We start from the raw sequence: 22,711 nt of genomic DNA on the forward strand, positions 1-22,711 counted from the left end.
GGACGGGGCCCCGTCGGGCGAGGTTTCGTCAGTGGACGGAGAAGCCGCCGTCCACGTGGATCGACTGGCCCGTGATGTAGGCGGAGGCGCGGCCGGCCAGGAACACGGCCGCGCCCGCGAAGTCCTCGGCGAGGCCGTTGCGGCCGACCATCGTGCGCGCGGCCAGCGCCGCCACCTTCTCGGGGTCGGACTGAAGCCGCCTGTTGAGCGGGGTCAGCACGAAGCCGGGCACCAGGGTGTTGCAGGTGACGCCGTGCGGCGACCAGGCCTCGGCCTGGGAGCGCGCCAGGGACTCCAGGCCGCCCTTGGAGACGCCGTAGGCACCGCTCTGCACGAAGGCGCGGTGCGCCTGCTGGGAGGTGACGTGGATGATCCGCCCGAAGCCCCGCTCGGCCATGCCGGGGCCGAACCGCTGCCCGAGCAGGAACGGGGCCTCCAGGTTCACCGCCATGGTGGTGTCCCAGACGTCCTCGCCCAGCTCGCCCATCGGCGGGCGGAGGTTGACCCCCGCGGAGTTGACGAGGATGTCGGGCTCACCGAAGACGGCCGCGGCCTCATCGGCCGCCGCGCGCACCCCGTCGCGGGTGCCCAGGTCACCGCCGACCCAGGCGGCCCGGCAGCCGTCCGCCGTCAACTCGTCCGCCGTGGCGGACAGTTCCGTCTTCCGCCGCGCCACGATCACCACGCTCGCCCCGGCCCGGGCCAGCGCCCCGGCGATGGCCCGTCCGATACCGGAACTGCCTCCGGTCACCACGGCGACACGGCCGTCCAGGGAGAAGAGGCCGGAGAGGTAGGCATGCGAGGACGTCATGCCGGAAGCGTAGAGCGCGGGTTCCGGCGGTCGTGCGGCGCCCGGCGTCCGACGTGGTGTCGCGGTGCCGCCCGTCACCGGGGTCGTAGGGTGCTCGGCATGAGCATCATCGGGGTGGGCATCGACGTCGCCGAGATCGACCGGTTCCGGGCGTCCCTGGAGCGGACGCCGGGCCTGGCCGACCGGTTGTTCGTGGAGCGGGAGCTGCTGCTGCCCAGCGGGGACAGACGCGGCATCGCCTCGCTCGCGGCCCGGTTCGCCGCCAAGGAGGCGCTCGCGAAGGCGCTGGGCGCGCCGCCGGGGCTTCAGTGGACCGATGCCGAGGTGTACGTGGAGGACACCGGGCAGCCACGGCTGCGGGTGAAGGGGACCGTGGCCGCGCGGGCCGCCGAGCTGGGCGTGCGGGCCTGGCACGTGTCGCTCAGTCATGACGCGGGCGTGGCCTCGGCCGTGGTGGTCGCCGAGGGCTGACCGGCCCCGGCCCGGGTGTGGGCGGTGGGGGTCACGGGGCAGACTCGGTGCCATGCGTACTGCGTACAGCGTGGAGACGGTAAGGGCCGCCGAGCGGGCGTTGATGGCACGGCTGCCGGAGGGCGCGCTGATGCAGCGGGCCGCCGCCGGGCTGGCCGCCGCCTGCGCCGAACTGCTCGGGCGGGTGTACGGCAGCCGGGTGGTGCTGCTCGTCGGCAGCGGGGACAACGGCGGGGACGCCCTGTACGCGGGGGCCCGGCTGGCCCGGCGCGGCGCCGGGGTGACGGCCGTCCTGCTGACGCCCGGCCGGGCCCATACCGGGGGGCTTGCGGCCTTGCGGCGGGCGGGCGGCACGGTGGCCGCCGCGGACTCGGCCGCCGCGGACGAACTGGTCCTGCGGGCCGACCTGGTGGTGGACGGGATCGTCGGGATCGGGGGCAGTGGCGGGCTGCGGCCGGACGCCGAGCGGCTCGCCGGGGTGGTGGCGCGGTCCCGGGCCGCCGTCGTGGCCGTGGACCTGCCCAGCGGTGTCGACGCGGACACCGGGGAGGTGCGGGGGGCCGCGCTCCGGGCCGACCTGACCGTCACCTTCGGCGCGTACAAGCCGGGGCTGCTGGTGGATCCGGCGCGGGAGTACGCGGGAGTGGTGCGGCTCGTCGGCATCGGTCTCGAACCGCCGCCCGCCGACGCCGTACTGGAGGCCCTGCAACACACCGACGTGGCACGGTTGTTGCCTCTGCCGACGGGGGAGAGCGACAAGTACCGGCGCGGGGTGGTCGGGATCGCCGCCGGGTCGGCCCGCTATCCCGGGGCCGCCGTGCTCGCGGTGTCGGGCGCGCTGCGGGGCGGGGCCGGGGCCGTACGGTACGTCGGGCCGGCCGGGGACGCGGTCATCGCGCGCTTCCCGGAGACCCTCGTCTCCGACGCCGGGCCCGCGAAGGCCGGGCGGGTGCAGGCCTGGGTGGTCGGGCCCGGCGCCGGCGACGACGCGGCTGCCGTCGCCGAGGTGCTGGAGGCGGACGTGCCGGTGCTGCTGGACGCGGACGGGCTGCGGCTGGCCGACCGGGACGCGGTGCGGCGGCGTACGGCGCCGACGCTGATGACCCCGCACGCGGGGGAGGCCGCCGCGTTGCTGGGGGTGCGGCGCGAGGAGGTCGAGGCGGCCCGGCTGGCCGCGGTCCGGGAGCTGGCGGCGGTGTACCGGGCGACCGTGCTGCTGAAGGGGTCGACGACACTGGTCGCCGACTTCGCGGGCGGACCGGTGCGGGTGAACGCCACGGGGACGCCGTGGCTGGCCACGGCCGGGAGCGGGGACGTGTTGTCCGGGCTGGCGGGGTCCTTGCTGGCGGCGGGGCTGCGGGCGGCGGACGCCGGTAGCGTGGCGGCGTACCTGCACGGACTGGCGGGCCGCTTCGCCGCGCAGGGCGCGCCCACGGGAGCACATGACGTCGCGTCACACATCCCGCGGGCATGGAGGGACGTACGGGACTGACCGGACCGCCGCGGTGTGACCGACGGCGGTGGTGCAACGCCCTGGGAAGCGGGGGAAGCCGGACCCGCCACCGGGCTTCGGTTGCCGCCGGGACGGCGTGGCGCGACCGACGGCGCCGCAACTCCCCGGGGGCGCGGGGAACTGCGCGCCCGGCCCCCGCGTACCCGCGGCCCGGTGGTGACCGAGGCTCGGTGGCGGGTTCGCCCGGGGCGGTGTGATGTGGCGGACGGTGGCGCAACTGTCCAGGGGCGCGGGGAACTGCGCGCCCGGCCCCCGCGCACCCGCGGCCCCGTGACAGCCAGAGACGCAACGGCGGGACCCGGCCCGCGTCCCACGGAGGGCGGCTCTGAGAGACTGGGGGTGCCATGAGTGAGACACCAGCTGTGCCGACCGCCGCCCTGCGCGCCCGCGCCGAGATCGATCTGGGCGCCCTGCGCGCCAATGTGCGGGCCCTGCGCGCCCGGGCCGAGGGCGCCGCCGTGATGGCCGTCGTCAAGTCCGACGGATACGGCCACGGCGCGGTGCCGTGTGCCCGCGCCGCCCTCGCGGCGGGCGCGAGCTGGCTCGGCACGGCCACGGCCGAGGAGGCCCTCGCGCTGCGCGCGGCCGGGCTGCCCGGCCGCATCCTGTGCTGGCTGTGGGTGCCGGGCGGACCCTGGCGGCAGGCGATCGAGGCCGACATCGACGTCTCGTTGAGCGGCACGTGGGCCCTGCGGGAGGTCGTCGAGGCCGCCCGGGCGGCGGGGCGCCCCGCGCGCGTGCAGCTCAAGGCCGACACCGGGCTCGGCCGCAACGGCTGCCAGCCGGGGGAGGACTGGGCCGAGCTGGTGGGTGCCGCCCTGCGCGCGGAGGCCGAGGGGCTGGTCCGCGTCACCGGAGTGTGGTCGCACTTCGCGTGCGCCGACGAGCCGGGGCACCCGTCCGTCACCGCCCAGCTCACCCGGTTCCGGGAGATGCTGGCGTACGCCGAGGACCAGGGCGTACGGCCCGAGGTGCGGCACATCGCCAACTCGCCGGCCACCCTCACGCTGCCCGAGTCCCACTTCGACCTGGTCCGCACGGGCATCGCCCTGTACGGCGTGTCGCCCAGCCCGGAGCTGGGCACCCCGGCGGACTTCGGGCTGCGCCCGGTGATGACGCTCAGCGCCTCGCTGGCCCTGGTCAAGCGCACCCCGGCCGGGCACGGCGTCAGCTACGGCCATCACTACGTCACGCCCGGCGAGACCACGCTCGGCCTGGTGCCCGTCGGCTACGCGGACGGCATCCCGCGGCACGCCTCGGGCACCGGCCCGGTGCTGGTCGGCGGCAAGTGGCGGACGATCGCCGGGCGGGTCGCCATGGACCAGTTCGTGGTGGACCTGGGCGGTGACGAGCCCCCGGTGGGCAGCGAGGCCGTGCTGTTCGGGCCCGGCGACCGCGGTGAGCCCACGGCCGCGGACTGGGCGCAGGCCTGCGGCACGATCGCGTACGAGATCGTCACACGCATCGGAACGCGCGTTCCCCGCGTCTATGTCGACGCGTCCATGTGAGCGCGTCCAAGTGAACGCGTCCATGTGAGCGCATGCACGTGAACGCGCGAGAACCCGGGTAACCCGTTCAGCGGCGGCACCCATCCAGGCGAACTGCAGTACGGCGAAGAGGAGCGGTACGTGAGCGAGAGCAGCGCGGAGGTCGTGGCGGACGTCGTCGCCTCGGCGGCTGCCGCCTCCGCCGCGGGGGCGGCCGGGAGCTGGCGCAGGGCGACCGGCATCGCCGGTGCCGCGATAGGCGTGCTCGCCGCGGGAGCGGCGGCCGGTGTCGCCATCGAACGGATGACGGTGGGGCGCGGAATGCGCCGCAGGGCCCGGCTGGCGCTGGACGCGGCGGGCCCCTACGGCACCCTGCGCGGCACCCCCGGCAAGGCGTACGCCGACGACGGCACCGAGCTGTACTACGAGGTCGACGAGGCCGAGCCCGACGCCGGCCCGAACGTCTCGCCGCGCCGGCGCCGGCTCTTCGGCCGCAAGGCGCCCGCCCCGGTCACCGTCGTCTTCTGCCACGGCTACTGCCTCAGCATGGACTCCTGGCACTTCCAGCGGGCGGCCCTGCGCGGGGTCGTACGGACCGTGTACTGGGACCAGCGCAGCCACGGGCGGTCCGGGCGGGGTGTGGCCCAGACCCGGGACCGGGAGCCCGTCACCATCGACCAGCTCGGCCGTGATCTGAAGGCCGTGCTCGACGCCGCCGCACCGGACGGGCCCCTGGTGCTGGTCGGTCACTCGATGGGCGGCATGACCATGATGGCCCTCGCCGCGCAGTACCCCGAGCTGATCCGGGACCGGGTCGTCGCCACCGCCTTCGTCGGGACCTCGTCCGGGCGGCTCGGCGAGGTCAACTTCGGGCTGCCGGTGGCCGGCGTCAACGCGGTCCGCCGGATCCTCCCCGGGGTGCTGAAGGCGCTCGGGCAGCAGGCGGAGTGGGTGGAGAAGGGGCGCCGGGCCACCGCCGACCTGTTCGCCGGGGTCATCAAGCGGTACTCGTTCGCGGGCCGGGACGTCGACCCGGCCGTGGAGCGCTTCGCCGAGCGGATGATCGAGTCGACGCCGATCGACGTGGTCGCCGAGTTCTACCCGGCCTTCACCGACCACGACAAGACCGGGGCGCTCGTCTGCTTCCGCGACATGCCGGTGCTCGTGCTGGCCGGCGTCCAGGACCTGGTCACGCCCAGCGAGCACAGCGAGGCCATCGCCGACCTGCTGCCCGACGCCGAGCTGGTGCTCGTGCCGGACGCGGGGCACCTGGTGATGCTGGAGCACCCGGAAGTGGTCACCGACCGCCTCGCCGACCTGCTCACCCGCGCGGGTGCGGTGCCCGCAGGGGCTACCGTAAGTGGCTATGGAAGCACCAGCAGCACCGCACAACCCCGCTGAGACCCAGCTGACCGTCACCTCCCCGGAGCAGATGCGGGAGCTGGGCCGCCGACTGGCCAAGCTGCTGCGCGCGGGCGACCTGGTGATGCTCACCGGCGAGCTGGGCGCGGGCAAGACCACGCTGACCCGCGGGCTCGGTGAGGGCCTGGGCGTGCGCGGCGCGGTCACCTCGCCGACCTTCGTGATCGCCCGGGTGCACCCGTCCCTCGGCGACGGCCCGCCCCTGGTGCACGTCGACGCCTACCGGCTCTCCGGCGGCCTGGACGAGATGGAGGACCTCGACCTCGACGTCTCGCTGCCCGACTCGGTGATCGTCGTGGAATGGGGCGAGGGCAAGGTCGAGGAGCTGACCGAGGACCGCCTCCAGGTGGTCATCCACCGCGCGGTCGGCGACACCACGGACGAGGTACGGCACGTGACGGTCACCGGTCTGGGCGAACGCTGGTCCGAGACGGACCTGGAGCCGCTGTCCGGCTGAGACCGCCGACACGTTCCGACAAGCCGTCGGCAAGATATTGCGCAGGACATCCCGGGCGTGGTCACATGGTACCCAGCCCGTACTTAGGTCTGCCTAAGTACGTCCGCCCCCGCGGCTCAGGAGGCGTCCATGCCCACGGTGCGACCGGTGTCCATGCGTGATCTGCTGGCGGCCTGCGCTGCGGCGGACGCGGTCTCCAGACCGCCTCTCCCCGAGCACTCCGACGGGGCGCGGAGCCCTGCCGAGCACGTCGACGCCGCCGCGTGGGCGCGCCCGGCCGAGACGGCCCCGCAGCCGCCCGACAGCGCGTCCCGGCACGGCGCCTAGCGAATCACCACGACCTTCACGCCGATCGTCGCGAAGTTCCACATCGAGTCCCCGTCCACCCGCGTCTCCCGGATGCCGCCCGTCTTCACGCCAGAGTCGGCCGCCATGCCCTCCGCACCGCCGTTCAGCGCCGCGCTGAACCCGACGGTCACCCCGTCCACGCTGGTGAACCGCACCACGTGCTCGATGGGGACGCTGTCGGTGCCGGTGGCCGTGCTGGAGCGGGACGTGACCCAGTACGTGCCGGCCGGCGGGTCGACGGTGCCCGGCCGCACCGGGAAGGTGCGCTGCACCCGGTTGCCGGGGCTGACCAGCCAGACCCGGTCGTCGTCCACCGAGTACACGACCCGTTCACCCGTTCCGGAGCCGTTCGGCAGGGCGGTCGGGTGGTGCCGGTCCCGGGGCGCCTTGGACGTGGGCGTCGCGTGCGCCACCGGCCCCGCGCCCAGGCCCGCCGGGACGGTCGCCTGGGCCCGGTAGGCGAGGAAACCGACCGTTCCCAGCGCCGTCGCGGTGAGGGCGGCCACGATCCCCGAGCTGGTCCCTGCCACCTGCGCCACCTCTGCCTCGTACCGTCATCCGGTGTAAATGTCGTACTTCGTACAGACCGTAGCAGTCGGTGACCGTCCGTCCCGGACGACCCTGCGGGCGGCGCGGGCGCCGTAGGCTGTTCGCGTGCTCTTGCTCGCTCTGGATACCGCAACACCCGCCGTCACCGTCGCCCTGCACGACGGCACCGACGTCATCGCCTCGTCGAGCCAGGTGGACGCGCGCCGGCACGGAGAGCTGCTGCTGCCGGCCGTCGACCGGGTCCTCACCGAGGCCGGACTGAAGCTGGAGGCCGTCACCGGGATCGTCGTCGGCACCGGTCCCGGCCCCTACACCGGTCTGCGCGTCGGCCTGATGACCGCCGACACCTTCGGCCTGGCGCTCGGCGTCCCCGTGCACGGCCTGTGCACGCTCGACGGCCTCGCCTACGCCGCCGACATCGAGAAGGGCCCCTTCGTCGTGGCGACCGACGCCCGGCGCAAGGAGGTCTACTGGGCCACGTACGCCGACTCCCGGACCCGGCTGACCGGCCCGGCCGTCGACCGGCCGGCCGACATCGCCGAGCGGGTCGCGGGCCTTCCCGCGGTCGGCGCCGGCGCGCTGCTCTACCCGGACACGTTCCCGCGCGCCCACGAGCCCGAGCACGTGTCCGCCGCCTCGCTCGCCTCGCTCGCCGCGGAGAAGCTGGCCGCGGGCGAGGAACTCACCGCCCCCCGGCCGCTGTACCTGCGCCGGCCGGACGCCCAGGTCCCCAAGAACTACAAGGTGGTCACCCCCAAGTGACACAGCCGGCACCCCCCCGACTGCGCGAGATGCGCTGGTGGGACATCGACCCGGTCCTGGGGCTCGAGCGGGACCTGTTCCCCGAGGACGCCTGGTCCCGCGGCATGTTCTGGTCCGAGCTGGCCCATTCCCGGGGCCCCGAGGCCACCCGCTGCTATCTCGTCGCCGAGTCCGCCGACGGCCGGGTCGTCGGGTACGCGGGCCTGGCCGCCGCCGGTGACCTGGCCGACGTGCAGACCATCGCCGTCGCCCGCGACCACCAGGGCACCGGTCTCGGTGCCCGGCTGCTGACCGAGTTGCTGCGCGCGGCGACCGCGTTCGAGTGCCACGAGGTGATGCTCGAATGCCGGGTGGACAACCTGCCCGCCCAGAAGCTCTACGAGCGCTTCGGCTTCACCCCCATCGGCTTCCGGCGCGGCTACTACCAGCCGGGCAATGTGGACGCCCTGGTGATGCGCCTGACCACGGAACCCGGCAGCGGCTCGGCCGCGGGCTCCGCCTCAGTACAAGGAACCGATATCAATGACTGACTCACGCGACGAGCCTCTCGTACTCGGCATCGAGACCTCCTGCGACGAGACCGGCGTCGGCATCGTCCGCGGCACCACCCTGCTGGCGGACGCGGTCGCCTCCAGCGTCGACGAGCACGCCCGCTTCGGCGGTGTGGTGCCGGAGGTGGCGTCCCGGGCCCACCTGGAGGCGATGGTCCCCACCATCGACCGCGCGTTGAAGGAGGCGGGGGTCAGCGCCAAGGACCTGGACGGCATCGCGGTCACCGCCGGGCCCGGCCTCGCGGGCGCCCTGCTCGTCGGCGTCTCGGCGGCCAAGGCGTACGCCTACGCGCTCGGCAAGCCCCTGTACGGCGTCAACCACCTGGCCTCGCACATCTGCGTGGACCAGCTGGAGCACGGCCCGCTGCCCGAGCCCACGATGGCCCTGCTGGTTTCCGGCGGCCACTCCTCGCTGCTGCTCTCGGCGGACATCACCTCGGACGTCCGGCCGATGGGCTCGACCATCGACGACGCGGCCGGCGAGGCCTTCGACAAGATCGCCCGCGTGCTGAACCTGGGCTTCCCCGGCGGCCCGGTCATCGACCGGTACGCCAAGGAGGGCGACCCGGAGGCCATCGCCTTCCCGCGCGGACTGACGGGCCCGCGCGACCCGGCGTACGACTTCTCCTTCTCGGGCCTGAAGACCGCCGTGGCCCGCTGGATCGAGGCCAGGCGCGCGGCCGGCGAGGAGGTCCCGGTCCGCGACGTGGCCGCCTCCTTCCAGGAGGCCGTGGTCGACGTGCTGACCCGCAAGGCCGTCCGCGCCTGCAAGGACGAGGGCGTGGACCACCTGATGATCGGCGGCGGTGTGGCGGCCAACTCCCGGCTGCGCGCGCTCGCCCAGGAGCGCTGCGAGGCGGCCGGCATCCGGCTGCGCGTACCGCGCCCCAAGCTGTGCACGGACAACGGCGCGATGGTGGCCGCGCTCGGCGCCGAGATGGTCGCCCGCAACCGGGCCGCGTCCAGCTGGGACCTGTCGGCCGACTCCTCCCTGCCGGTGACCGACCCGCACGTGCCCGGCCACGACCATGTGCACGAGGTCAGCAAGGAGAACCTCTACTCGTGACCGTCGCCCTGATGTGGGAGGCCCGGGCCGTCGAGGGCCGGGGCGCGGACCTGCTGGCCTGGGTGCGCGAACAGCCCCTCGCCGCCGAGCCGTTGCGCCGCGAGACCTTCCGCGCGCCGCAGGACCGGGTGCTGGTCGTCACGTGGTGGGACGCGCCGTACGACGCCCCGCTCCCCGAACTGCCGGAGCCGGACCCGGAGTTGGTGACCCGGGCGGTGCACCGGTGGCGGTTCGAGGCGGTGGCGGAGGACTGAGTTGGGGAAGCGGTCCCGACTGCGCTATGATCATCACACAGCGAACGGCCGGAACACCGGTCCGGACGCAGTGCGTTGGTGGTCCAAGGAAAGACGCCCCGCTTCCTGCGGGGAGATGCAGGTGCAAGGCCTGCCCGGCGCTCCACTCGACACCCCGCCCCCGGGTTCCCGGCGGCGGGGTGTTCGCGTTTCACGGGACACGGGATCGAATGTTTCGTCGGATCTTTCGAATGTTCCGGCGGGCTCTCGGCTGCCGAGGGCTTCGTCAAGCGGCCCGGCGGGGATACGATCGCGGGCATGAAGCCCTCGAAGCCCGCAGGAACGCAGACGGCGACCCTCGCCGAGATCGCCCGTGAGGCGGGGGTCTCCGCTCCGACTGTTTCGAAGGTCCTCAACGGCCGGGCCGATGTCTCCCCCGCGACCCGCACCCGTGTCGAGGAACTGCTGCGCGCCTACGGCTACCGGCGCCGCCGCGCCGAGGCCTCCCGCTCGCCCCTGATCGACGTCGTCTTCCACGAGCTGGAGAGCGCCTGGGCGATGGAGGTCATCCGGGGCGTGGAGAACGTCGCCCGGGACGCCGGGCTGAGCGTGGTCCTGTCCGAGTCGGCCGGCCGGCTCACCCCCGGCCGCACCTGGGCCGACCAGGTCGCCGCCCGCCGCCCGCACGGGGTGGTGCTGGTGCTCTCCGAACTCGACGAGTCCCAGCGGGCGCTGCTGACCAGCCGCTCCATCCCGTTCGTGGTGATGGACCCGGCCGGCGACCCGGGCCCGGACGTGCCGTCGATCGGCGCCACCAACTGGCAGGGCGGTCTCGCCGCCACCCGCCACCTGGTCGAACTCGGCCACACCCGGATCGGCGCGATCAGCGGCCCGACCCGGATGATGTGCAGCCGGGCCCGGGTGGACGGCTACCGGGCCGCCCTGGAGACGGCCGGGCTGCCCGTCGACCCCTCCCTCGTGGTGGCCGGCGACTTCCACCACGACGCGGGCTACCGCCTGGGCCTGGAGCTGCTGCGCCGCCCGGACCGGCCCACCGCCGTCTTCGCGGGCAACGACCTCCAGGCGCTGGGTCTGTACGAGGCCGCACGTGAGCTGGGCCTGCGCGTCCCGGAGGACCTCAGCGTGGTCGGCTTCGACGATCTTCCGGTGGCCCGCTGGGTGGGCCCGCCGCTGACGACCGTACGGCAGCCGCTCACCGAGATGGCCGAGGCCGCGGCCCGGCTGGTGCTGGAGCTGGGGAGCGAGCGGGAGGAGCGGGCGGCGACCCGGGTGGAGCTGGCGACGAGCCTGGTGGTGCGGTCGAGCACGGACGTGCCTCCGGCCGCTTAGCGGTGCCTGCGGACGGAGTCTCCTCCAACGGGCCGGTGCCGGACGGCGGTTCGCTGCCGGACGCCGGTCCGATGCCGCCAGGATGAGAATTTCCCAAGAAAACCGACTCTGAGCGGCTTCCGCTAACAGTCCCCTCATAATTCGGACTTATGTTCCTGTCGTGACGCGACACGAGGAGCAAGGCGACGCGGGCAGACAGGCGGGCCGGCGATCGAGAGCGCTGAGGATCGTCGGCCTCACCCTGACGGGCGCCCTGGTGCTGGGCGTGGCGGCGGCCGGCTGGGCCTACTGGCATCTCGACCACAACATCCGAAGCGTCGACATCGACAGCGCACTCGGCGACGACCGGCCGGCCAGGGCCGTGGTCACCCCGTCCGCGACCGCCCCGGCGGACGCCTCTCCGCTGCCCACCGGCTCGCTCAACGTCCTGGTCCTCGGCTCGGACTCGCGCAGCGGCAAGGACAACCAGGAGCTGGGCGGCGGCGACAGCGGCGGAGCCCGGTCCGACACCGCGATGGTCGTGCACATCGACGCCGGCCGGACGAAGGCCACCGTCGTCAGCATCCCGCGCGACACCCTCGTCACCCGTCCGGCCTGCCCGCTCAGCTCCGGCGGCAGCACGGCACCGGCGTACGGCGCCATGTTCAACAGCGCCTACGCGGTGGGCGGCCCGGTGTGCGCGGTGAAGACCGTCGAGGCCCTCACCGGGGTCCGCATGGACCACTACCTGGAGATCGACTTCTCCGGCTTCGCCAAGCTGGTCGACGCGCTGGGCGGGGTCGACGTCACCACCGGCCAGGACATCGACGACGCCAAGAGCCACCTGCGCCTCAAGGCCGGCACCCACCACCTCGACGGCAAGCAGGCCCTCGCCCTCGCCCGCACCCGGCACGGCATAGGCGACGGCAGCGACCTGGGCCGCATAGGGCTCCAGCAGACGCTGGTCAAGGCCCTGCTGGAGCAGATGGCCGGTGCCGGCCTGCTCTCCGACCCGGCCCGGCTGTACCAGGTCGCCGACGCCGTCACCACCAGCCTCACCACCGACACCGGCCTGAACTCCCTGAACGAGCTGGTGAGCCTCGGCCGGAGCCTGAAGGGGCTGACCGCCGACCGAGTGCGGACGGTGACCATGCCGGTCGTCACGGCACCCTCCGACCCCAACCGGGTCGTCGCCCGGGAGCCGGCGGCGGACGACCTCTGGGCCTCCCTGCGCTGAGCCGGGGAAATCCCCGAAACTTCTTCCGCGGGTGTGTCGATCCGGGTGTCTCCCGTTCGACGCAAGGGGTGAGCGGCGGGAACGGAACCCGCCGCCGCGACCCAAGGAGTCACCATGCCCCGCTACCTGTCCCTCGTGCGCATCGACGAGTCCACCGGCCCCGCCGGGGGTCCCAGCGCGGAGCTGATGCAGCGGATGGGCGAGCTGATCGAGGAGATGACCAAGGCCGGTGTGCTGCTCGACACCGCCGGGCTCACCCCGTCCGCCGAGGCCGCCCGGATGGACTGGGACGGCGAGAAGGTGTCCGTGACCGACGGCCCGTTCACCGAGTCCAAGGAGGTCGTCGGCGGCTACGCGCTCATGCAGTGCAAGGACCGGGCCGAGGCGCTGGAGTGGACGCAGCGCTTCCTGAAGATCCACGGCCCGGAGTGGCGGCTCGCCTGCGAGCTGCGGGAGATCGCCGAGGGCTGAGCCCGTTTGGCCCACCGCCGTCCAGGGTGTTGCATGGTGGGCTGTGGAGACACAGCCCGCCACGGCACACGCCATCGAGACCGTCTTCCGCCTGGAGTCGCCCCGGGTGATCGCCGGGGTCGCCCGGATCGTCCGGGACGTCGGCATCGCCGAGGAGCTGGCGCAGGACGCCCTGGTCGCCGCCCTGGAGCGGTGGCCGCTGGACGGGGTGCCGGACAACCCCGGCGCCTGGCTCATGGCCACCGCCCGGCACCGGGCCGTCGACCTGGTCCGGCGCCGTGAGACCTACGCCCGCAAACTCGCCGAGCTCGGCCGCGACCTGGCCACGGCCCCACCGTCGTACGACGCGCCGGCCGACCCGGACGACATCGACGACGACCTGCTCCGGCTGGTCTTCACCGCCTGCCATCCGGTGCTGTCGCCGGAGGCCCGCACCGCGCTCACCCTGCGCCTGCTCGGCGGCCTGACCACGGCCGAGATCGCCCGTGCCTACCTGGTCCCGGAGCCGACGGTCGCCCAGCGGATCGTCCGTGCCAAGCGCACCCTGGCGAAGCGGAACGTCGCCTTCGAGGTGCCGTACGGCCCCGACCGCGAGGCCCGCCTCGGCTCCGTGCTGGACGTCATCTACCTGATCTTCAACGAGGGGTACGCGGCCACCGCCGGCGACGACTGGCTGCGCCCCGGCCTGTGCGAGGACGCGCTGCGGCTGGCCCGGGTGCTGTCCGCGCTGATGCCCAAGGAGCCCGAGGTGCACGGCCTGGCCGCGCTGCTGGAGTTCCAGGCGTCCCGCGCCACCGCCCGCACCGGCCCCGACGGCACACCGGTGCTGCTGGAGGACCAGAACCGCGGCCGCTGGAACCGCATGCTCATCGCGCGCGGCATCCACGCCCTCGACCGCGCCGGGGCCACCGCGAGCGGCCCCCCTGGCCCGTACACCCTCCAGGCGGCCATCGCCGCCTGCCACGCGCGCGCGTACACGTACGAGGAGACGGACTGGCGCGCCATCGCCACCCTGTACGGCCTGCTGGCCGTCCGCGCGCCCTCCCCGGTGGTCGAGCTGAACCGCGCGGTCGCCGTGTCGATGGCCGACGGCCCGGCGGCGGGCCTGAGGCTGGTGGACGCCCTGGCCGCCACGCCCGCGCTGCGCGGCTACCACCTGCTGCCCAGCGTCCGCGGTGACCTCCTCTCCCGCCTCGGCCGCACCGCCGAGGCCCGCGAGGAGTTCCTCCGGGCGGCGGCCCTGACCCACAACGAGAGGGAACGGCAGCTGCTGTCGCGCAGGGCGCGCGCGTGCGGCTGAGCGTCAGCCGAGCGGACGGCCGATCAGCATCGTCGGTGCCCCGGCGACGCGGGTGAGGAAGACGGTGGCCGCGTTCGGCCCCTGCGGTCTCACCTTCCGGCGCAGCTCCTCCGGCTCGACCGCCGAGCCGCGCTTCTTCACGGTCAGCGTGCCGACCTCGCGCTCCCGCAGCAGGGCCTTGAGCTTCTTGACGTTGAACGGGAGCCGGTCGGTGATCTCGTAGCCGGTGGCGTACGGCGTGGGCCGGGCCTCGTCGGTGGTGACGTACGCGATGGTCGGGTCCAGGAGCCCTCCGCCGACCTCCTCGGCCACCTCGGCGACCAGGTGCGCGCGGATCACGGCGCCGTCCGGCTCGTACAGGTACCGCCCCACCGGCCGGACCCCGGGATCGGGCAGCCCGCGGCCGAGCAGCGTGCGCGGGCCCGGCAGCAGCGTGGCCCGCACCGCGCCCGGCGCCCCGGTCCCGAACCACAGCACCGCTTCCTTCACGTCGCCGCCGTCGGAGATCCACTCGGCCTCGGCCGCGGCCGGGACCACCTCGTGCGGGATGCCCGGCGCGATCTTCAGCGCGGCGCGGGGCGCCTGGAGGGCCGTCCCGATCGCCCAGGACAGCGGCGGCGAGTAGGCCTCCGGGTCGAACACCCGCCCGCCCGTCGCCCGGCCGCCACCCCTCACCGACGCGCCTCGCGCGGCCCCTCTTGACGGCCCGCCCCGGCGCGCCGGGTCCACGAACACCGCGTCGTACCCGGCGGTGTCCACCTCCGTGACATCGGCCTCGCGCACCTCGATCAGGCCGGCCAGCCCCAGCGCCTCGGCGTTCGCCCGCGCCACGGCCGCCGTCAGCGGATCCCGGTCCACGGCCAGCACCCGGATGCCGGCCCGCGCCAGGGCGATGGCGTCCCCGCCGATCCCGCAGCACAGGTCGGCGACGCGGGCCACGCCCAGCTCCTTCAGCCGCCCGGCCCGGTACGCCGCCACGGAGGCCCGCGTCGACTGCTCGACCCCGTTGGGCGTGAAGAACATGCGCCCGGCGTCCTCGGGCCCGAACTTCGCCACCGCCCGCTGCCGCAGCCGGGCCTGGCCGAGCGCGGCCGAGACCAGTTCGGCCGGGTGGTCGCGGCGCAGCCGGGTGGCCACGGCCAGTTCCCGCGCGGGCTCGGTGTCGCGGACCTCGTCGAGGAGGGCGCGGCCTTCGGGGGTGAGGAGCAGAGCGAGGTCGTTCACCGGGTCATTGTGGGCCAGTCGGTGGACGGTGCGCCTCCGGCGGCGGTGTCGTCCGGGGTCGCGGGCCGGGGCCTGGGAGGATCCGGCACCATGCGAGCAGTAGTACAAAATGACAAAAGTCGGACTCGTTTCCGGCGGCTGGCCCTCGGGGGCGGAGCCGCCGCGCTGGCCGCCGCCACCCTGCTCTCCGCCTGCGCCGGGCCCGAGTCCGTGCGCAGCGCCTCCGGCCACGGCGGCCCCGCCAAGCCCCAGGATCCGGCGGCGCGCCGGGCCGCCGAGCATGCCCGGCTGGCCGCCGCCGCCCGGCGCTGGGGGCTGGACCAGGTCCCGCTCACACCTCCGCCGCCCCCCGCGGCGAAGCCGAGGATCGCCGCCCGCGACGGATTCGAGGTGGACCACCAGGAGGACTGGAACCTGCCCCCCGTCTTCACCACGGTCCCCACCCGCGACAAGGTCGTGTTCCTGACGATCGACGACGGCGCCGAGAAGGACCCGCGGTTCCTCGCCATGATGCGCGAGCTCAAGATCCCGTACACCGCGTTCCTCAGCGACTACCTGGTCAAGGACGACTACGCCTACTTCCGGAAGATGCGGTCCTACGGCAACACCCTCAACAACCACACCCTGCACCACCCCTACCTGCCGGGCCTGTCCTACGAGGAGCAGAAGGACGAGATCTGCGGCATGCAGGCCGTCATGAAGAAGCAGTTCGGCAAGGCGCCCACCGTCTTCCGTCCCCCCTACGGCAACTACAACCAGGACACCCTGGTCGCCGCGAAGGAATGCGGCATCAGGTACGCGCCGATCTGGAACGAGGAGGTCTTCGTCGACCACTGGGAGTACCGCGAGGACGACAAGCGGCTGCGCCGCGGCGACATCGTCCTCACCCACTTCCGCGGCCGGGACGACTGGGACGGCACGATGGTGGACGACATGCGCCGCTTCCTGAACAAGGTCACGCGCGAGGGCTACGCCGTGGCCCGCCTGGAGGACTACCTGTGAGGCGGGCTCGGGGCCCGGCCGCGGCCCTCGCCGCGGCCCTGCTCCTGACGGGCTGCGCCCAGTCCGTCGACCCCATCGAACGCCTCGGCAAGAAGGCCGCCGAAGGGGTACGCCCGCACACCACCGCCCCCGACCACCGCTACCGCGCGTGGGGCCTGACCCGGCCCCTCGCCCGCTCCCCGGTGCACCCGGCCCGCCCGCTCGCCGAGCACCAGCGGACCGGCGCCCCGCCCCCCGTGGTCGACCGCGTCCCCACCCGCGACCCCGTCGTCTTCCTCACCTACGACGACGGCGCCGAGCGGGACCCCCGCTTCGTCGACATGGTCCGCGAACTCCGGCTGCCGGTCACCCTGTTCCTCACCGACAGCGTCGCCGCCCCCGGCTACGGCCACTTCGCCCGGCTGCGCGCCCTCGGCGCCGGCATCGAGAACCACACCGTCGACCACCGGGCCCCGGCCGGACTGCCGTACGCCGGCCAGCGCGCCGAGATCTGCGGCCAGCAGGACCGCCTCCGCACCGCGCTCGGCGTCCGCCCCCGCCTCTTCCGCCCGCCCTACGGTTCCCACGACCGCACCACCCGGCGCGCGGCGGCCGACTGCGGCATCTCCGCGCTCGTCCTGTGGCGCGCCGCCCTGACCCCGGCCGGCCTCGCCTACACCCACGGCCCCCACCACCTGGGCCCCGGCGACATCGTCCTGGTGGGCCCCGACGAGTCGAGGGGGCCGGCCCTGTGGAGACGCACGGCAGGTGTGCTGAGGGAGGCGCAGGGGCGGGGGCTGACGGTCGGGCGCCTTGAGGACTACCTGTGAGGGCCGGCCGCACACCGCGATTCCGGCCGACGCGCCGCGGTCAATTGGCACTCCGCTTGACCGAGTGCTAATCGCGGTCATAGTCTCGGCTCTGGCACTCCCCCCTGGAGAGTGCCAGACAAACGCGACGGGCAGGTCCGGCACCCGCGACGACGGATCGACCTGGTCGCCACCTCAGACAGTTAACCCCGTGAGATCTCCGAAGGGGGAGGTCGGATCGTGACGACCGCCAGCTCCAAGGTTGCCATCAAGCCGCTCGAGGACCGCATCGTGGTCCAGCCGCTGGACGCCGAGCAGACCACGGCCTCTGGCCTGGTCATCCCGGACACCGCGAAGGAGAAGCCCCAGGAGGGCGCCGTCCTCGCCGTGGGCCCGGGCCGGTTCGAGAACGGCGAGCGTCTGCCGCTCGACGTCAAGGTCGGCGACGTCGTGCTGTACAGCAAGTACGGCGGCACCGAGGTGAAGTACAACGGCGACGAGTACCTCGTCCTCTCGGCTCGCGACGTCCTCGCGATCATCGAGAAGTAATCACCTCAAGCGACTCTCCGCTTTGAGCTGCGCCCCTGGCCCCCGCGACCGATAAGAAGCCGGGCGCCCGGGGCGCAGCGTCTTTTCACCCACAGATTTCCGAGAGGGCTCCCGCTGTCATGGCGAAGATCCTGAAGTTCGACGAGGACGCCCGTCGCGCCCTTGAGCGCGGCGTCAACAAGCTTGCCGACACCGTGAAGGTGACGATCGGTCCCCGTGGCCGCAACGTCGTCATCGACAAGAAGTTCGGCGCGCCCACCATCACCAACGACGGTGTCACGATCGCCCGTGAGGTCGAGATCGAGGACCCGTACGAGAACCTCGGCGCGCAGCTGGTGAAGGAGGTGGCGACCAAGACCAACGACATCGCTGGTGACGGCACCACCACCGCCACGGTCCTCGCCCAGGCGCTGGTCCGCGAGGGCCTGAAGAACGTCGCCGCCGGTGCCTCCCCGGCCGCCCTGAAGAAGGGCATCGACGCCGCGGTCAAGGCCGTCTCCGAGGACCTGCTCGCCTCGGCCCGCCCGATCGACGAGAAGTCCGACATCGCCGCCGTCGCCGCGCTGTCCGCCCAGGACCAGCAGGTCGGCGAGCTGATCGCCGAGGCGATGGACAAGGTCGGCAAGGACGGTGTCATCACCGTCGAGGAGTCCAACACCTTCGGCCTGGAGCTGGACTTCACCGAGGGCATGGCCTTCGACAAGGGCTACCTGTCGCCGTACTTCGTGACGGACCAGGAGCGCATGGAGGCCGTCCTGGAGGACCCCTACATCCTCATCAACCAGGGCAAGATCGCCGCCATCGCCGACCTGCTGCCGCTGCTGGAGAAGGTCATCCAGGCCGGCTCCTCCAAGCCGCTGCTGATCATCGCCGAGGACGTCGAGGGCGAGGCCCTGTCGACCCTGGTCGTCAACAAGATCCGCGGCACCTTCAACGCCGTCGCGGTGAAGGCCCCCGGCTTCGGCGACCGCCGCAAGGCGATGCTCCAGGACATGGCCGTCCTCACCGGCGCCACCGTCATCTCCGAGGAGGTCGGTCTCAAGATCGACCAGGTCGGCCTCGACGTGCTCGGCTCCGCCCGCCGCGTCACCGTCACCAAGGACGACACCACGATCGTCGACGGCGCCGGCAAGTCCGAGGACGTGCAGGGCCGCGTCGCCCAGATCAAGGCCGAGATCGAGAACACCGACTCCGACTGGGACCGCGAGAAGCTCCAGGAGCGCCTCGCCAAGCTGGCCGGCGGCGTGTGCGTGATCAAGGTCGGCGCCGCCACCGAGGTGGAGCTGAAGGAGAAGAAGCACCGTCTGGAGGACGCCATCTCCGCGACCCGCGCCGCGGTCGAGGAGGGCATCGTCTCCGGTGGTGGCTCCGCCCTGGTCCACGCCTCCAAGGTGCTCGACGGCAACCTCGACAAGTCCGGCGACGAGGCCACCGGTGTCTCCGTGGTCCGCAACGCCGTGGTCGAGCCGCTGCGCTGGATCGGCGAGAACGCCGGCCAGGAGGGCTACGTCATCGTGTCCAAGGTCAAGGACCTGGACAAGGGGCAGGGCTACAACGCCGCCACCGGCGAGTACGGCGACCTGATCAAGGCCGGCGTCATCGACCCGGTCAAGGTCACCCGCTCCGCCCTGGAGAACGCCGCCTCCATCGCCTCCCTGCTGCTCACGACCGAGACCCTGGTCGTCGAGAAGAAGGAAGAGGAGCCGGAGGCCGCGGGCCACGGCCACAGCCACGGCCACGCGCACTGAGCCCAGCGCTCTTGAGTGAAGGCCCGGCACCCCGGTGAGGGGGCCGGGCCTTCGCCCTGTCCGCTGCTCCCAAGCGGCCGCTGCTCCGAAGCGGCTACTGCTCCAACGCGTCGAGCGCGCCCAGTTGCTGCATCAGCCCGAGCTGGTCGTGCTGCCACCACAGCTCGGCGATCTTGCCGTTGTCGCCGAACCGGAACAGCGCCATCCCGGTCATGGTGACCTGCCTGCCGGTGGACGCGATCCCCAGGAAATCGCCCTGGTGCGTGGCGTACCAGGTCCACCGCGCGCAGGCCCGGTCGCCCTGCGTGAGCACATCCTCGACCGTGAACGCGAAGTCGAAGGCGCCGCGCCACATCCGGAACTCGGCGCGGACGTTGTCCAGCCCGATGGTGTCCTGCGGGTTCATCGGATCATGGCTGTGGATGTCCTCGTCCAGCAGGCCGTTGAGCGGCGGCAGCTCGCCCTCGGTGCACAGCGCCTCGAAGAACGAGCGCACCATGCCCTCGGACAGGCTCTCGTCCCGTACGACGTCCAGGTCGATGAACGTCGGCATCTCGTCGCACAGCGCGACCAGCCCCCGGAAGATCCGGTCGGTCTCCGGGAGGTTCGAGTTCCGCATCGCGTCCTCGTACGACGGGAACTCCACCACTTCGACGACGTGCGAGGCGTCCGAGCGGTCCGTGCCCATCACCGCGTGCGTCGCCGTCCGCCTGCCCTTGGTCTGCTGGACCCAGTCGTCCATGAGCCGGTTCATCTCGTCCAGCCGGCTCGTCCTGCACTCGATGAGCTGTACGAAGGTCATGCGCCGCCTCCGGCCCCCCTGGTCCGGTACCGTCCCGCCCATTTTCCCACCGGGACGGCGGCGCCACCCGCCCGCTACCGCGGCCCGTACTTGCGCCCGGTCCGGGAGCTGACCCCGCCCAGCAGCCCGCGCGGCGCCACCTTCACCAGCCCCATCAGCGCCTTGTACCGGGGGTCGGGGATGGACAGCGTCTTGCCACGCGCGAGGTCGGACAGGGCCGCCGCGACCAGCTTGTCGGCGTCCAGCCACATCCAGCCCGGGATGTTGTCCGTGCCCATCCCGGCCCGCTGGTGGAACTCGGTGCGCACGAACCCCGGGCACAGCGCCATCAGCCGGACCCCGCTGCCGGCCAGGTCCTTGGCCGCGCCCTGGGTGAACTGCACGACCCACGCCTTGGACGCGCCGTAGGTGCCGCGCGGGACGAACGCGGCCACCGAGGCGACGTTCACCACCCCGCCCCGGCCGCGCTCGCGCATCGCCTCGGCCGCCGCCGACGTCAGCCGGAGCACCGCCTCGCAGTGCACCTTGAGCATCCGCAGCTCGTCCGCCATCGGTACCTCCAGATAGCGGCCCTTGTTGCCGAAGCCGGCGTTGTTGACCAGCAGGTCGACCGGGTTCTTTCGGTCGCCGAGCCGGTCGGCCACCGTCTCGATGCCCTTGTCCTGCGCCAGGTCGGCGGTCAGCACCTCCACCTCGATGCCGTGCCGGTCGTGCAGTTCCGTCGCCTGCTCGCGCAGCCGCTTGGTGTCCCGCGCGACCAGGACGAGGTCATGCCCGTCAGCCGCCAGCCGCCGCGCGAACGCGGCACCGATCCCCGCGGTCGATCCCGTAATCAGAGCCGTTGTCATGGCCCAAGCGTAGTGACCCGGACCGACAGCCTCAGCGGTCCGCGCGCCGTGCCCGGTGCTCTGCCGGCGGGTTACCGGACTCCGTGCTCGGCCACGTACGCCCGGGCCTTCGCCAGCGTCTCGGAGTGCAGCGCCGTGCCCGCCGCGAGCAGCCGGGGCAGCAGCTCCCGCTCGGTGGTGACCGCGCGGAACTGCATCGACGCCGTCACGCCGTGGTCCGGCCGGTGCACGATCTCGACCGGATCGCCCGCCCGGATCTCACCCGGCTCGATCACCCGGAGGTAGGCACCCGTTGCGCCCTTCTGCGTGAATCTCCTGACCCAGCCGCGCTCGCCCAGATGGCCCTGGAAGGTGGCGCACGGAATGCGGCCGGAGGTCACTTCCAGTACGACGGTGGGACCGATCCGCCAGCGCTCTCCGATCAGCGCCCCGGAGACGTCCAGACCGTCCGTCGTGAGGTTCTCGCCGAAGCACCCGTTGGCCAACGATCTGCCGAGTTCGCGCTCCCAGGCGTCGAGGTCCTCCCGGGCGTACGCGTACACCGCCTGTTCGTCCCCGCCGTGGTAGCGCGTGTCGCACACCGCGTCCCCGGCGAGCCCGCCCGCGCCGACGCCCTTGGGTCCGGGCGCCGCCACCGGCACCGGGCCGTCGGCCGGGTGCTTGTCTATGCCGGTGAGGCCGTCCGGCTGGTTCGTGTAGGGCACCTGCCGGGGCCGGCCCAGATTGACCGAGAGAAGCTTCATCCCGGCACGGTAAGCGATCCGGGCCCAAAGCGTCGACGCATTATCCGGCACTCCTTCCAAGGCTGCCTTATGCTCGTCGGGTGATCGAGGCCCGTCATCTCCGTGTCCTGCGCGCCGTCGCCACCACCGGTTCCTTCTCGGCGGCCGCACGCCAGCTGGGCTGCACCCAGCCCGCCGTCAGCCAGCAGATGAAGGCCCTGGAAGCCTCGGTCGGCACCCCGCTGCTGGTCCGCACCGGGCGCGAGATGCGCCTGACCCAGGCCGGTGAGGCCCTGGTCCGGCACGCCTCCGGCATCCTCGCCGGGCTCACCGCGGCCGAGGAGGAGGTCGCCGCCATCGCCGGCCTGCGCGCGGGCCGGGTCCGGCTGGTCTCCTTCCCCAGCGGCAGCTCCACCCTGGTCCCCACCGCCCTGGCCGCCCTGCGCGCGGGCCACCCCGGCACCCGCGTCTCCCTGGAGGAGGCCGAACCGCCGAGGTCCGTGGAACTGCTCCGCGAAGGCGACTGCGACCTGGCCCTGGCCTTCCGCTACGAGGGGGCGGCGGTCGCCGAGGACTGGGACGACCTCGTCGTGCGCCCCCTGCTGACGGACCGCCTGGTCGCCCTGGTGCCCGAACGGCACCGGCTCGCGCGCGCGGACAGCGTCGCCATCGGCGAGCTGGCCCACGAGCCCTGGATCGCGGGCTGCCCGCGCTGCCGCGGCCAGCTGGTCGAAGTGTGCGAGGGGGCCGGGTTCACCCCGCGCATCGACTTCGCCACCGACGACTATCCGGCCGTGATCGGCCTGGTCGGCGCCGGCCTGGGCGTCGCCGTCCTGCCCCAGCTGGCCGTGGAGTCGGTACGGCCGCGGGGCGTGCGCACGGTACGGCTGGAACCGGCGGTACGGCGGGAGATCGTCGCCCTCACCCTGCCCGACCTGGCCCAGGTGCCGGCGGTGTCGGCCACGCTGGAGCAGCTGGCGCGGGCGGCGCGGGCGGCAGGGCGCGGCCAGGTCTAGCCGCA

The 22,711-nt window shown here is 73.4% G+C and carries 25 protein-coding genes; 19 read left to right on the top strand and 6 right to left on the bottom strand.

Features of this window, described 5'->3' with window-relative positions:
* Positions 1–28 precede the first annotated feature (28 nt).
* Positions 29–811, bottom strand: a complete 783-nt coding sequence (locus IE273_RS19635; protein WP_189816471.1) for an SDR family NAD(P)-dependent oxidoreductase — start codon at positions 809–811, stop codon at positions 29–31.
* Positions 812–910: 99 nt separating this feature from the next.
* Here IE273_RS19635 and IE273_RS19640 point away from each other — a divergent pair, with 99 nt between their 5' ends.
* The 6 genes from IE273_RS19640 (at position 911) to IE273_RS19665 (ending at position 6,488) form a co-directional block, all read left to right on the top strand.
* Positions 911–1,282 (top strand): holo-ACP synthase, encoded by a 372-nt coding sequence (locus tag IE273_RS19640; protein ID WP_103812811.1) that lies wholly within the window; start codon positions 911–913, stop codon positions 1,280–1,282.
* 52 nt (positions 1,283–1,334) lie between these two features.
* Positions 1,335–2,774, top strand: coding sequence for an NAD(P)H-hydrate dehydratase (locus IE273_RS19645; RefSeq protein WP_189816472.1), 1,440 nt, complete (start codon positions 1,335–1,337; stop codon positions 2,772–2,774).
* Positions 2,775–3,139: 365 nt separating this feature from the next.
* Positions 3,140–4,303: an alanine racemase gene (gene alr, locus IE273_RS19650; RefSeq protein ID WP_189816473.1), complete on the top strand. Its 1,164-nt coding sequence runs from the start codon at positions 3,140–3,142 to the stop codon at positions 4,301–4,303.
* 120 nt (positions 4,304–4,423) lie between these two features.
* On the top strand, positions 4,424–5,683 hold the full coding sequence (locus IE273_RS19655; RefSeq protein WP_189816474.1) for an alpha/beta fold hydrolase: 1,260 nt from the start codon (positions 4,424–4,426) through the stop codon (positions 5,681–5,683).
* Positions 5,649–6,161: a tRNA (adenosine(37)-N6)-threonylcarbamoyltransferase complex ATPase subunit type 1 TsaE gene (tsaE, locus tag IE273_RS19660; protein WP_189816475.1), complete on the top strand. Its 513-nt coding sequence runs from the start codon at positions 5,649–5,651 to the stop codon at positions 6,159–6,161. Before IE273_RS19655 ends, tsaE begins: the two co-directional genes overlap by 35 nt.
* A 129-nt stretch (positions 6,162–6,290) precedes the next feature.
* Positions 6,291–6,488: a hypothetical protein gene (locus tag IE273_RS19665; protein ID WP_189816476.1), complete on the top strand. Its 198-nt coding sequence runs from the start codon at positions 6,291–6,293 to the stop codon at positions 6,486–6,488.
* Here IE273_RS19665 and IE273_RS19670 read toward each other — a convergent pair.
* The gene (locus IE273_RS19670) at positions 6,485–7,039 is read right to left on the bottom strand and encodes a hypothetical protein (RefSeq protein WP_189816477.1); all 555 of its coding nucleotides are present in this window, start codon (positions 7,037–7,039) and stop codon (positions 6,485–6,487) included. The genes IE273_RS19665 and IE273_RS19670 overlap by 4 nt on opposite strands.
* 124 nt (positions 7,040–7,163) lie before the next feature.
* Between IE273_RS19670 and tsaB the strand changes: the two genes are divergently transcribed.
* The 8 genes from tsaB to IE273_RS19710 all read left to right on the top strand — a co-directional run bounded on the left by tsaB (position 7,164) and on the right by IE273_RS19710 (position 14,007).
* Positions 7,164–7,820 carry a tRNA (adenosine(37)-N6)-threonylcarbamoyltransferase complex dimerization subunit type 1 TsaB gene (gene tsaB / locus IE273_RS19675; RefSeq protein ID WP_189816478.1) on the top strand — a complete coding sequence of 219 codons (657 nt, stop codon included), beginning with the start codon at positions 7,164–7,166 and terminating at the stop codon, positions 7,818–7,820.
* Positions 7,821–7,849: 29 nt separating this feature from the next.
* Positions 7,850–8,350: a ribosomal protein S18-alanine N-acetyltransferase gene (gene rimI / locus IE273_RS19680; protein ID WP_014674410.1), complete on the top strand. Its 501-nt coding sequence runs from the start codon at positions 7,850–7,852 to the stop codon at positions 8,348–8,350.
* Entirely contained in the window at positions 8,343–9,437 is a 1,095-nt protein-coding gene (gene tsaD, locus IE273_RS19685) for a tRNA (adenosine(37)-N6)-threonylcarbamoyltransferase complex transferase subunit TsaD (RefSeq protein ID WP_189816479.1), read from the top strand. Before rimI ends, tsaD begins: the two co-directional genes overlap by 8 nt.
* Positions 9,434–9,691 (top strand): hypothetical protein, encoded by a 258-nt coding sequence (locus IE273_RS19690; RefSeq protein WP_189816480.1) that lies wholly within the window; start codon positions 9,434–9,436, stop codon positions 9,689–9,691. Before tsaD ends, IE273_RS19690 begins: the two co-directional genes overlap by 4 nt.
* Before the next feature lie 297 nt (positions 9,692–9,988).
* Positions 9,989–11,020 carry a LacI family DNA-binding transcriptional regulator gene (locus IE273_RS19695; RefSeq protein ID WP_189816481.1) on the top strand — a complete coding sequence of 344 codons (1,032 nt, stop codon included), beginning with the start codon at positions 9,989–9,991 and terminating at the stop codon, positions 11,018–11,020.
* 160 nt (positions 11,021–11,180) lie between these two features.
* Positions 11,181–12,236: an LCP family protein gene (locus tag IE273_RS19700; protein ID WP_189816482.1), complete on the top strand. Its 1,056-nt coding sequence runs from the start codon at positions 11,181–11,183 to the stop codon at positions 12,234–12,236.
* 114 nt (positions 12,237–12,350) lie between these two features.
* Positions 12,351–12,707, top strand: coding sequence for a YciI family protein (locus IE273_RS19705; RefSeq protein ID WP_189816483.1), 357 nt, complete (start codon positions 12,351–12,353; stop codon positions 12,705–12,707).
* A gap of 43 nt (positions 12,708–12,750) precedes the next feature.
* A complete protein-coding gene (locus tag IE273_RS19710; protein WP_189816484.1) occupies positions 12,751–14,007 on the top strand; it encodes an RNA polymerase sigma factor in 1,257 nt (418 codons plus the stop codon).
* A gap of 3 nt (positions 14,008–14,010) precedes the next feature.
* Here IE273_RS19710 and IE273_RS19715 read toward each other — a convergent pair whose 3' ends face one another.
* Complete coding sequence (locus IE273_RS19715) at positions 14,011–15,231, bottom strand: class I SAM-dependent methyltransferase (protein WP_189816485.1); 1,221 nt, start codon at positions 15,229–15,231, stop codon at positions 14,011–14,013.
* A 90-nt stretch (positions 15,232–15,321) separates the two neighbouring features.
* Between IE273_RS19715 and IE273_RS19720 the strand changes: the two genes are divergently transcribed.
* From IE273_RS19720 to groL, 4 genes are all read left to right on the top strand, one after another.
* Entirely contained in the window at positions 15,322–16,233 is a 912-nt protein-coding gene (locus IE273_RS19720; RefSeq protein WP_189816486.1) for a polysaccharide deacetylase family protein, read from the top strand.
* Complete coding sequence (locus IE273_RS19725) at positions 16,230–17,042, top strand: polysaccharide deacetylase family protein (RefSeq protein ID WP_189816487.1); 813 nt, start codon at positions 16,230–16,232, stop codon at positions 17,040–17,042. The genes IE273_RS19720 and IE273_RS19725 overlap by 4 nt, the downstream gene beginning before the upstream one ends.
* Before the next feature lie 219 nt (positions 17,043–17,261).
* The gene (gene groES / locus IE273_RS19730) at positions 17,262–17,570 is read left to right on the top strand and encodes a co-chaperone GroES (RefSeq protein ID WP_004955293.1); all 309 of its coding nucleotides are present in this window, start codon (positions 17,262–17,264) and stop codon (positions 17,568–17,570) included.
* 119 nt (positions 17,571–17,689) lie between these two features.
* A complete protein-coding gene (gene groL, locus IE273_RS19735) occupies positions 17,690–19,318 on the top strand; it encodes a chaperonin GroEL (protein ID WP_189816488.1) in 1,629 nt (542 codons plus the stop codon).
* Between the two features lie 94 nt (positions 19,319–19,412).
* Here the strand turns inward: groL and IE273_RS19740 are convergent, their stop codons facing one another.
* The 3 genes from IE273_RS19740 to IE273_RS19750 form a co-directional block, all read right to left on the bottom strand.
* Positions 19,413–20,120 carry an ester cyclase gene (locus IE273_RS19740; protein WP_189816489.1) on the bottom strand — a complete coding sequence of 236 codons (708 nt, stop codon included), beginning with the start codon at positions 20,118–20,120 and terminating at the stop codon, positions 19,413–19,415.
* A gap of 74 nt (positions 20,121–20,194) precedes the next feature.
* Positions 20,195–20,968, bottom strand: a complete 774-nt coding sequence (locus tag IE273_RS19745; protein ID WP_189816490.1) for an SDR family NAD(P)-dependent oxidoreductase — start codon at positions 20,966–20,968, stop codon at positions 20,195–20,197.
* Between the two features lie 71 nt (positions 20,969–21,039).
* Complete coding sequence (locus IE273_RS19750) at positions 21,040–21,711, bottom strand: MOSC domain-containing protein (RefSeq protein ID WP_189816491.1); 672 nt, start codon at positions 21,709–21,711, stop codon at positions 21,040–21,042.
* An 80-nt stretch (positions 21,712–21,791) separates the two neighbouring features.
* Here IE273_RS19750 and IE273_RS19755 point away from each other — a divergent pair, with 80 nt between their 5' ends.
* Entirely contained in the window at positions 21,792–22,706 is a 915-nt protein-coding gene (locus IE273_RS19755; RefSeq protein WP_189816492.1) for a LysR family transcriptional regulator, read from the top strand.
* Positions 22,707–22,711: the final 5 nt, after the last annotated feature.

Origin of the sequence: Streptomyces olivaceoviridis (assembly GCF_014650115.1) — a bacterium.
Lineage (GTDB): Bacteria > Actinomycetota > Actinomycetes > Streptomycetales > Streptomycetaceae > Streptomyces > Streptomyces olivaceoviridis.

Excerpts from the sequence above, each read along its gene's own strand:
- IE273_RS19740 (WP_189816489.1), bottom strand. The coding sequence starts at position 20,120 with ATGACCTTCGTACAGCTCATCGAGTGCAGGACGAGCCGGCTGGACGAG.
- IE273_RS19695 (WP_189816481.1), top strand. The coding sequence starts at position 9,989 with ATGAAGCCCTCGAAGCCCGCAGGAACGCAGACGGCGACCCTCGCCGAG.
- tsaD (WP_189816479.1), top strand. The coding sequence starts at position 8,343 with ATGACTGACTCACGCGACGAGCCTCTCGTACTCGGCATCGAGACCTCC.
- IE273_RS19705 (WP_189816483.1), top strand. The coding sequence starts at position 12,351 with ATGCCCCGCTACCTGTCCCTCGTGCGCATCGACGAGTCCACCGGCCCC.
- IE273_RS19640 (WP_103812811.1), top strand. The coding sequence starts at position 911 with ATGAGCATCATCGGGGTGGGCATCGACGTCGCCGAGATCGACCGGTTC.
- IE273_RS19645 (WP_189816472.1), top strand. The coding sequence starts at position 1,335 with ATGCGTACTGCGTACAGCGTGGAGACGGTAAGGGCCGCCGAGCGGGCG.
- alr (WP_189816473.1), top strand. The coding sequence starts at position 3,140 with ATGAGTGAGACACCAGCTGTGCCGACCGCCGCCCTGCGCGCCCGCGCC.
- IE273_RS19635 (WP_189816471.1), bottom strand. The coding sequence starts at position 811 with ATGACGTCCTCGCATGCCTACCTCTCCGGCCTCTTCTCCCTGGACGGC.
- rimI (WP_014674410.1), top strand. The coding sequence starts at position 7,850 with ATGCGCTGGTGGGACATCGACCCGGTCCTGGGGCTCGAGCGGGACCTG.
- IE273_RS19720 (WP_189816486.1), top strand. The coding sequence starts at position 15,322 with ATGCGAGCAGTAGTACAAAATGACAAAAGTCGGACTCGTTTCCGGCGG.
- IE273_RS19750 (WP_189816491.1), bottom strand. The coding sequence starts at position 21,711 with ATGAAGCTTCTCTCGGTCAATCTGGGCCGGCCCCGGCAGGTGCCCTAC.
- tsaE (WP_189816475.1), top strand. The coding sequence starts at position 5,649 with ATGGAAGCACCAGCAGCACCGCACAACCCCGCTGAGACCCAGCTGACC.
- IE273_RS19745 (WP_189816490.1), bottom strand. The coding sequence starts at position 20,968 with ATGACAACGGCTCTGATTACGGGATCGACCGCGGGGATCGGTGCCGCG.
- groL (WP_189816488.1), top strand. The coding sequence starts at position 17,690 with ATGGCGAAGATCCTGAAGTTCGACGAGGACGCCCGTCGCGCCCTTGAG.
- IE273_RS19665 (WP_189816476.1), top strand. The coding sequence starts at position 6,291 with ATGCCCACGGTGCGACCGGTGTCCATGCGTGATCTGCTGGCGGCCTGC.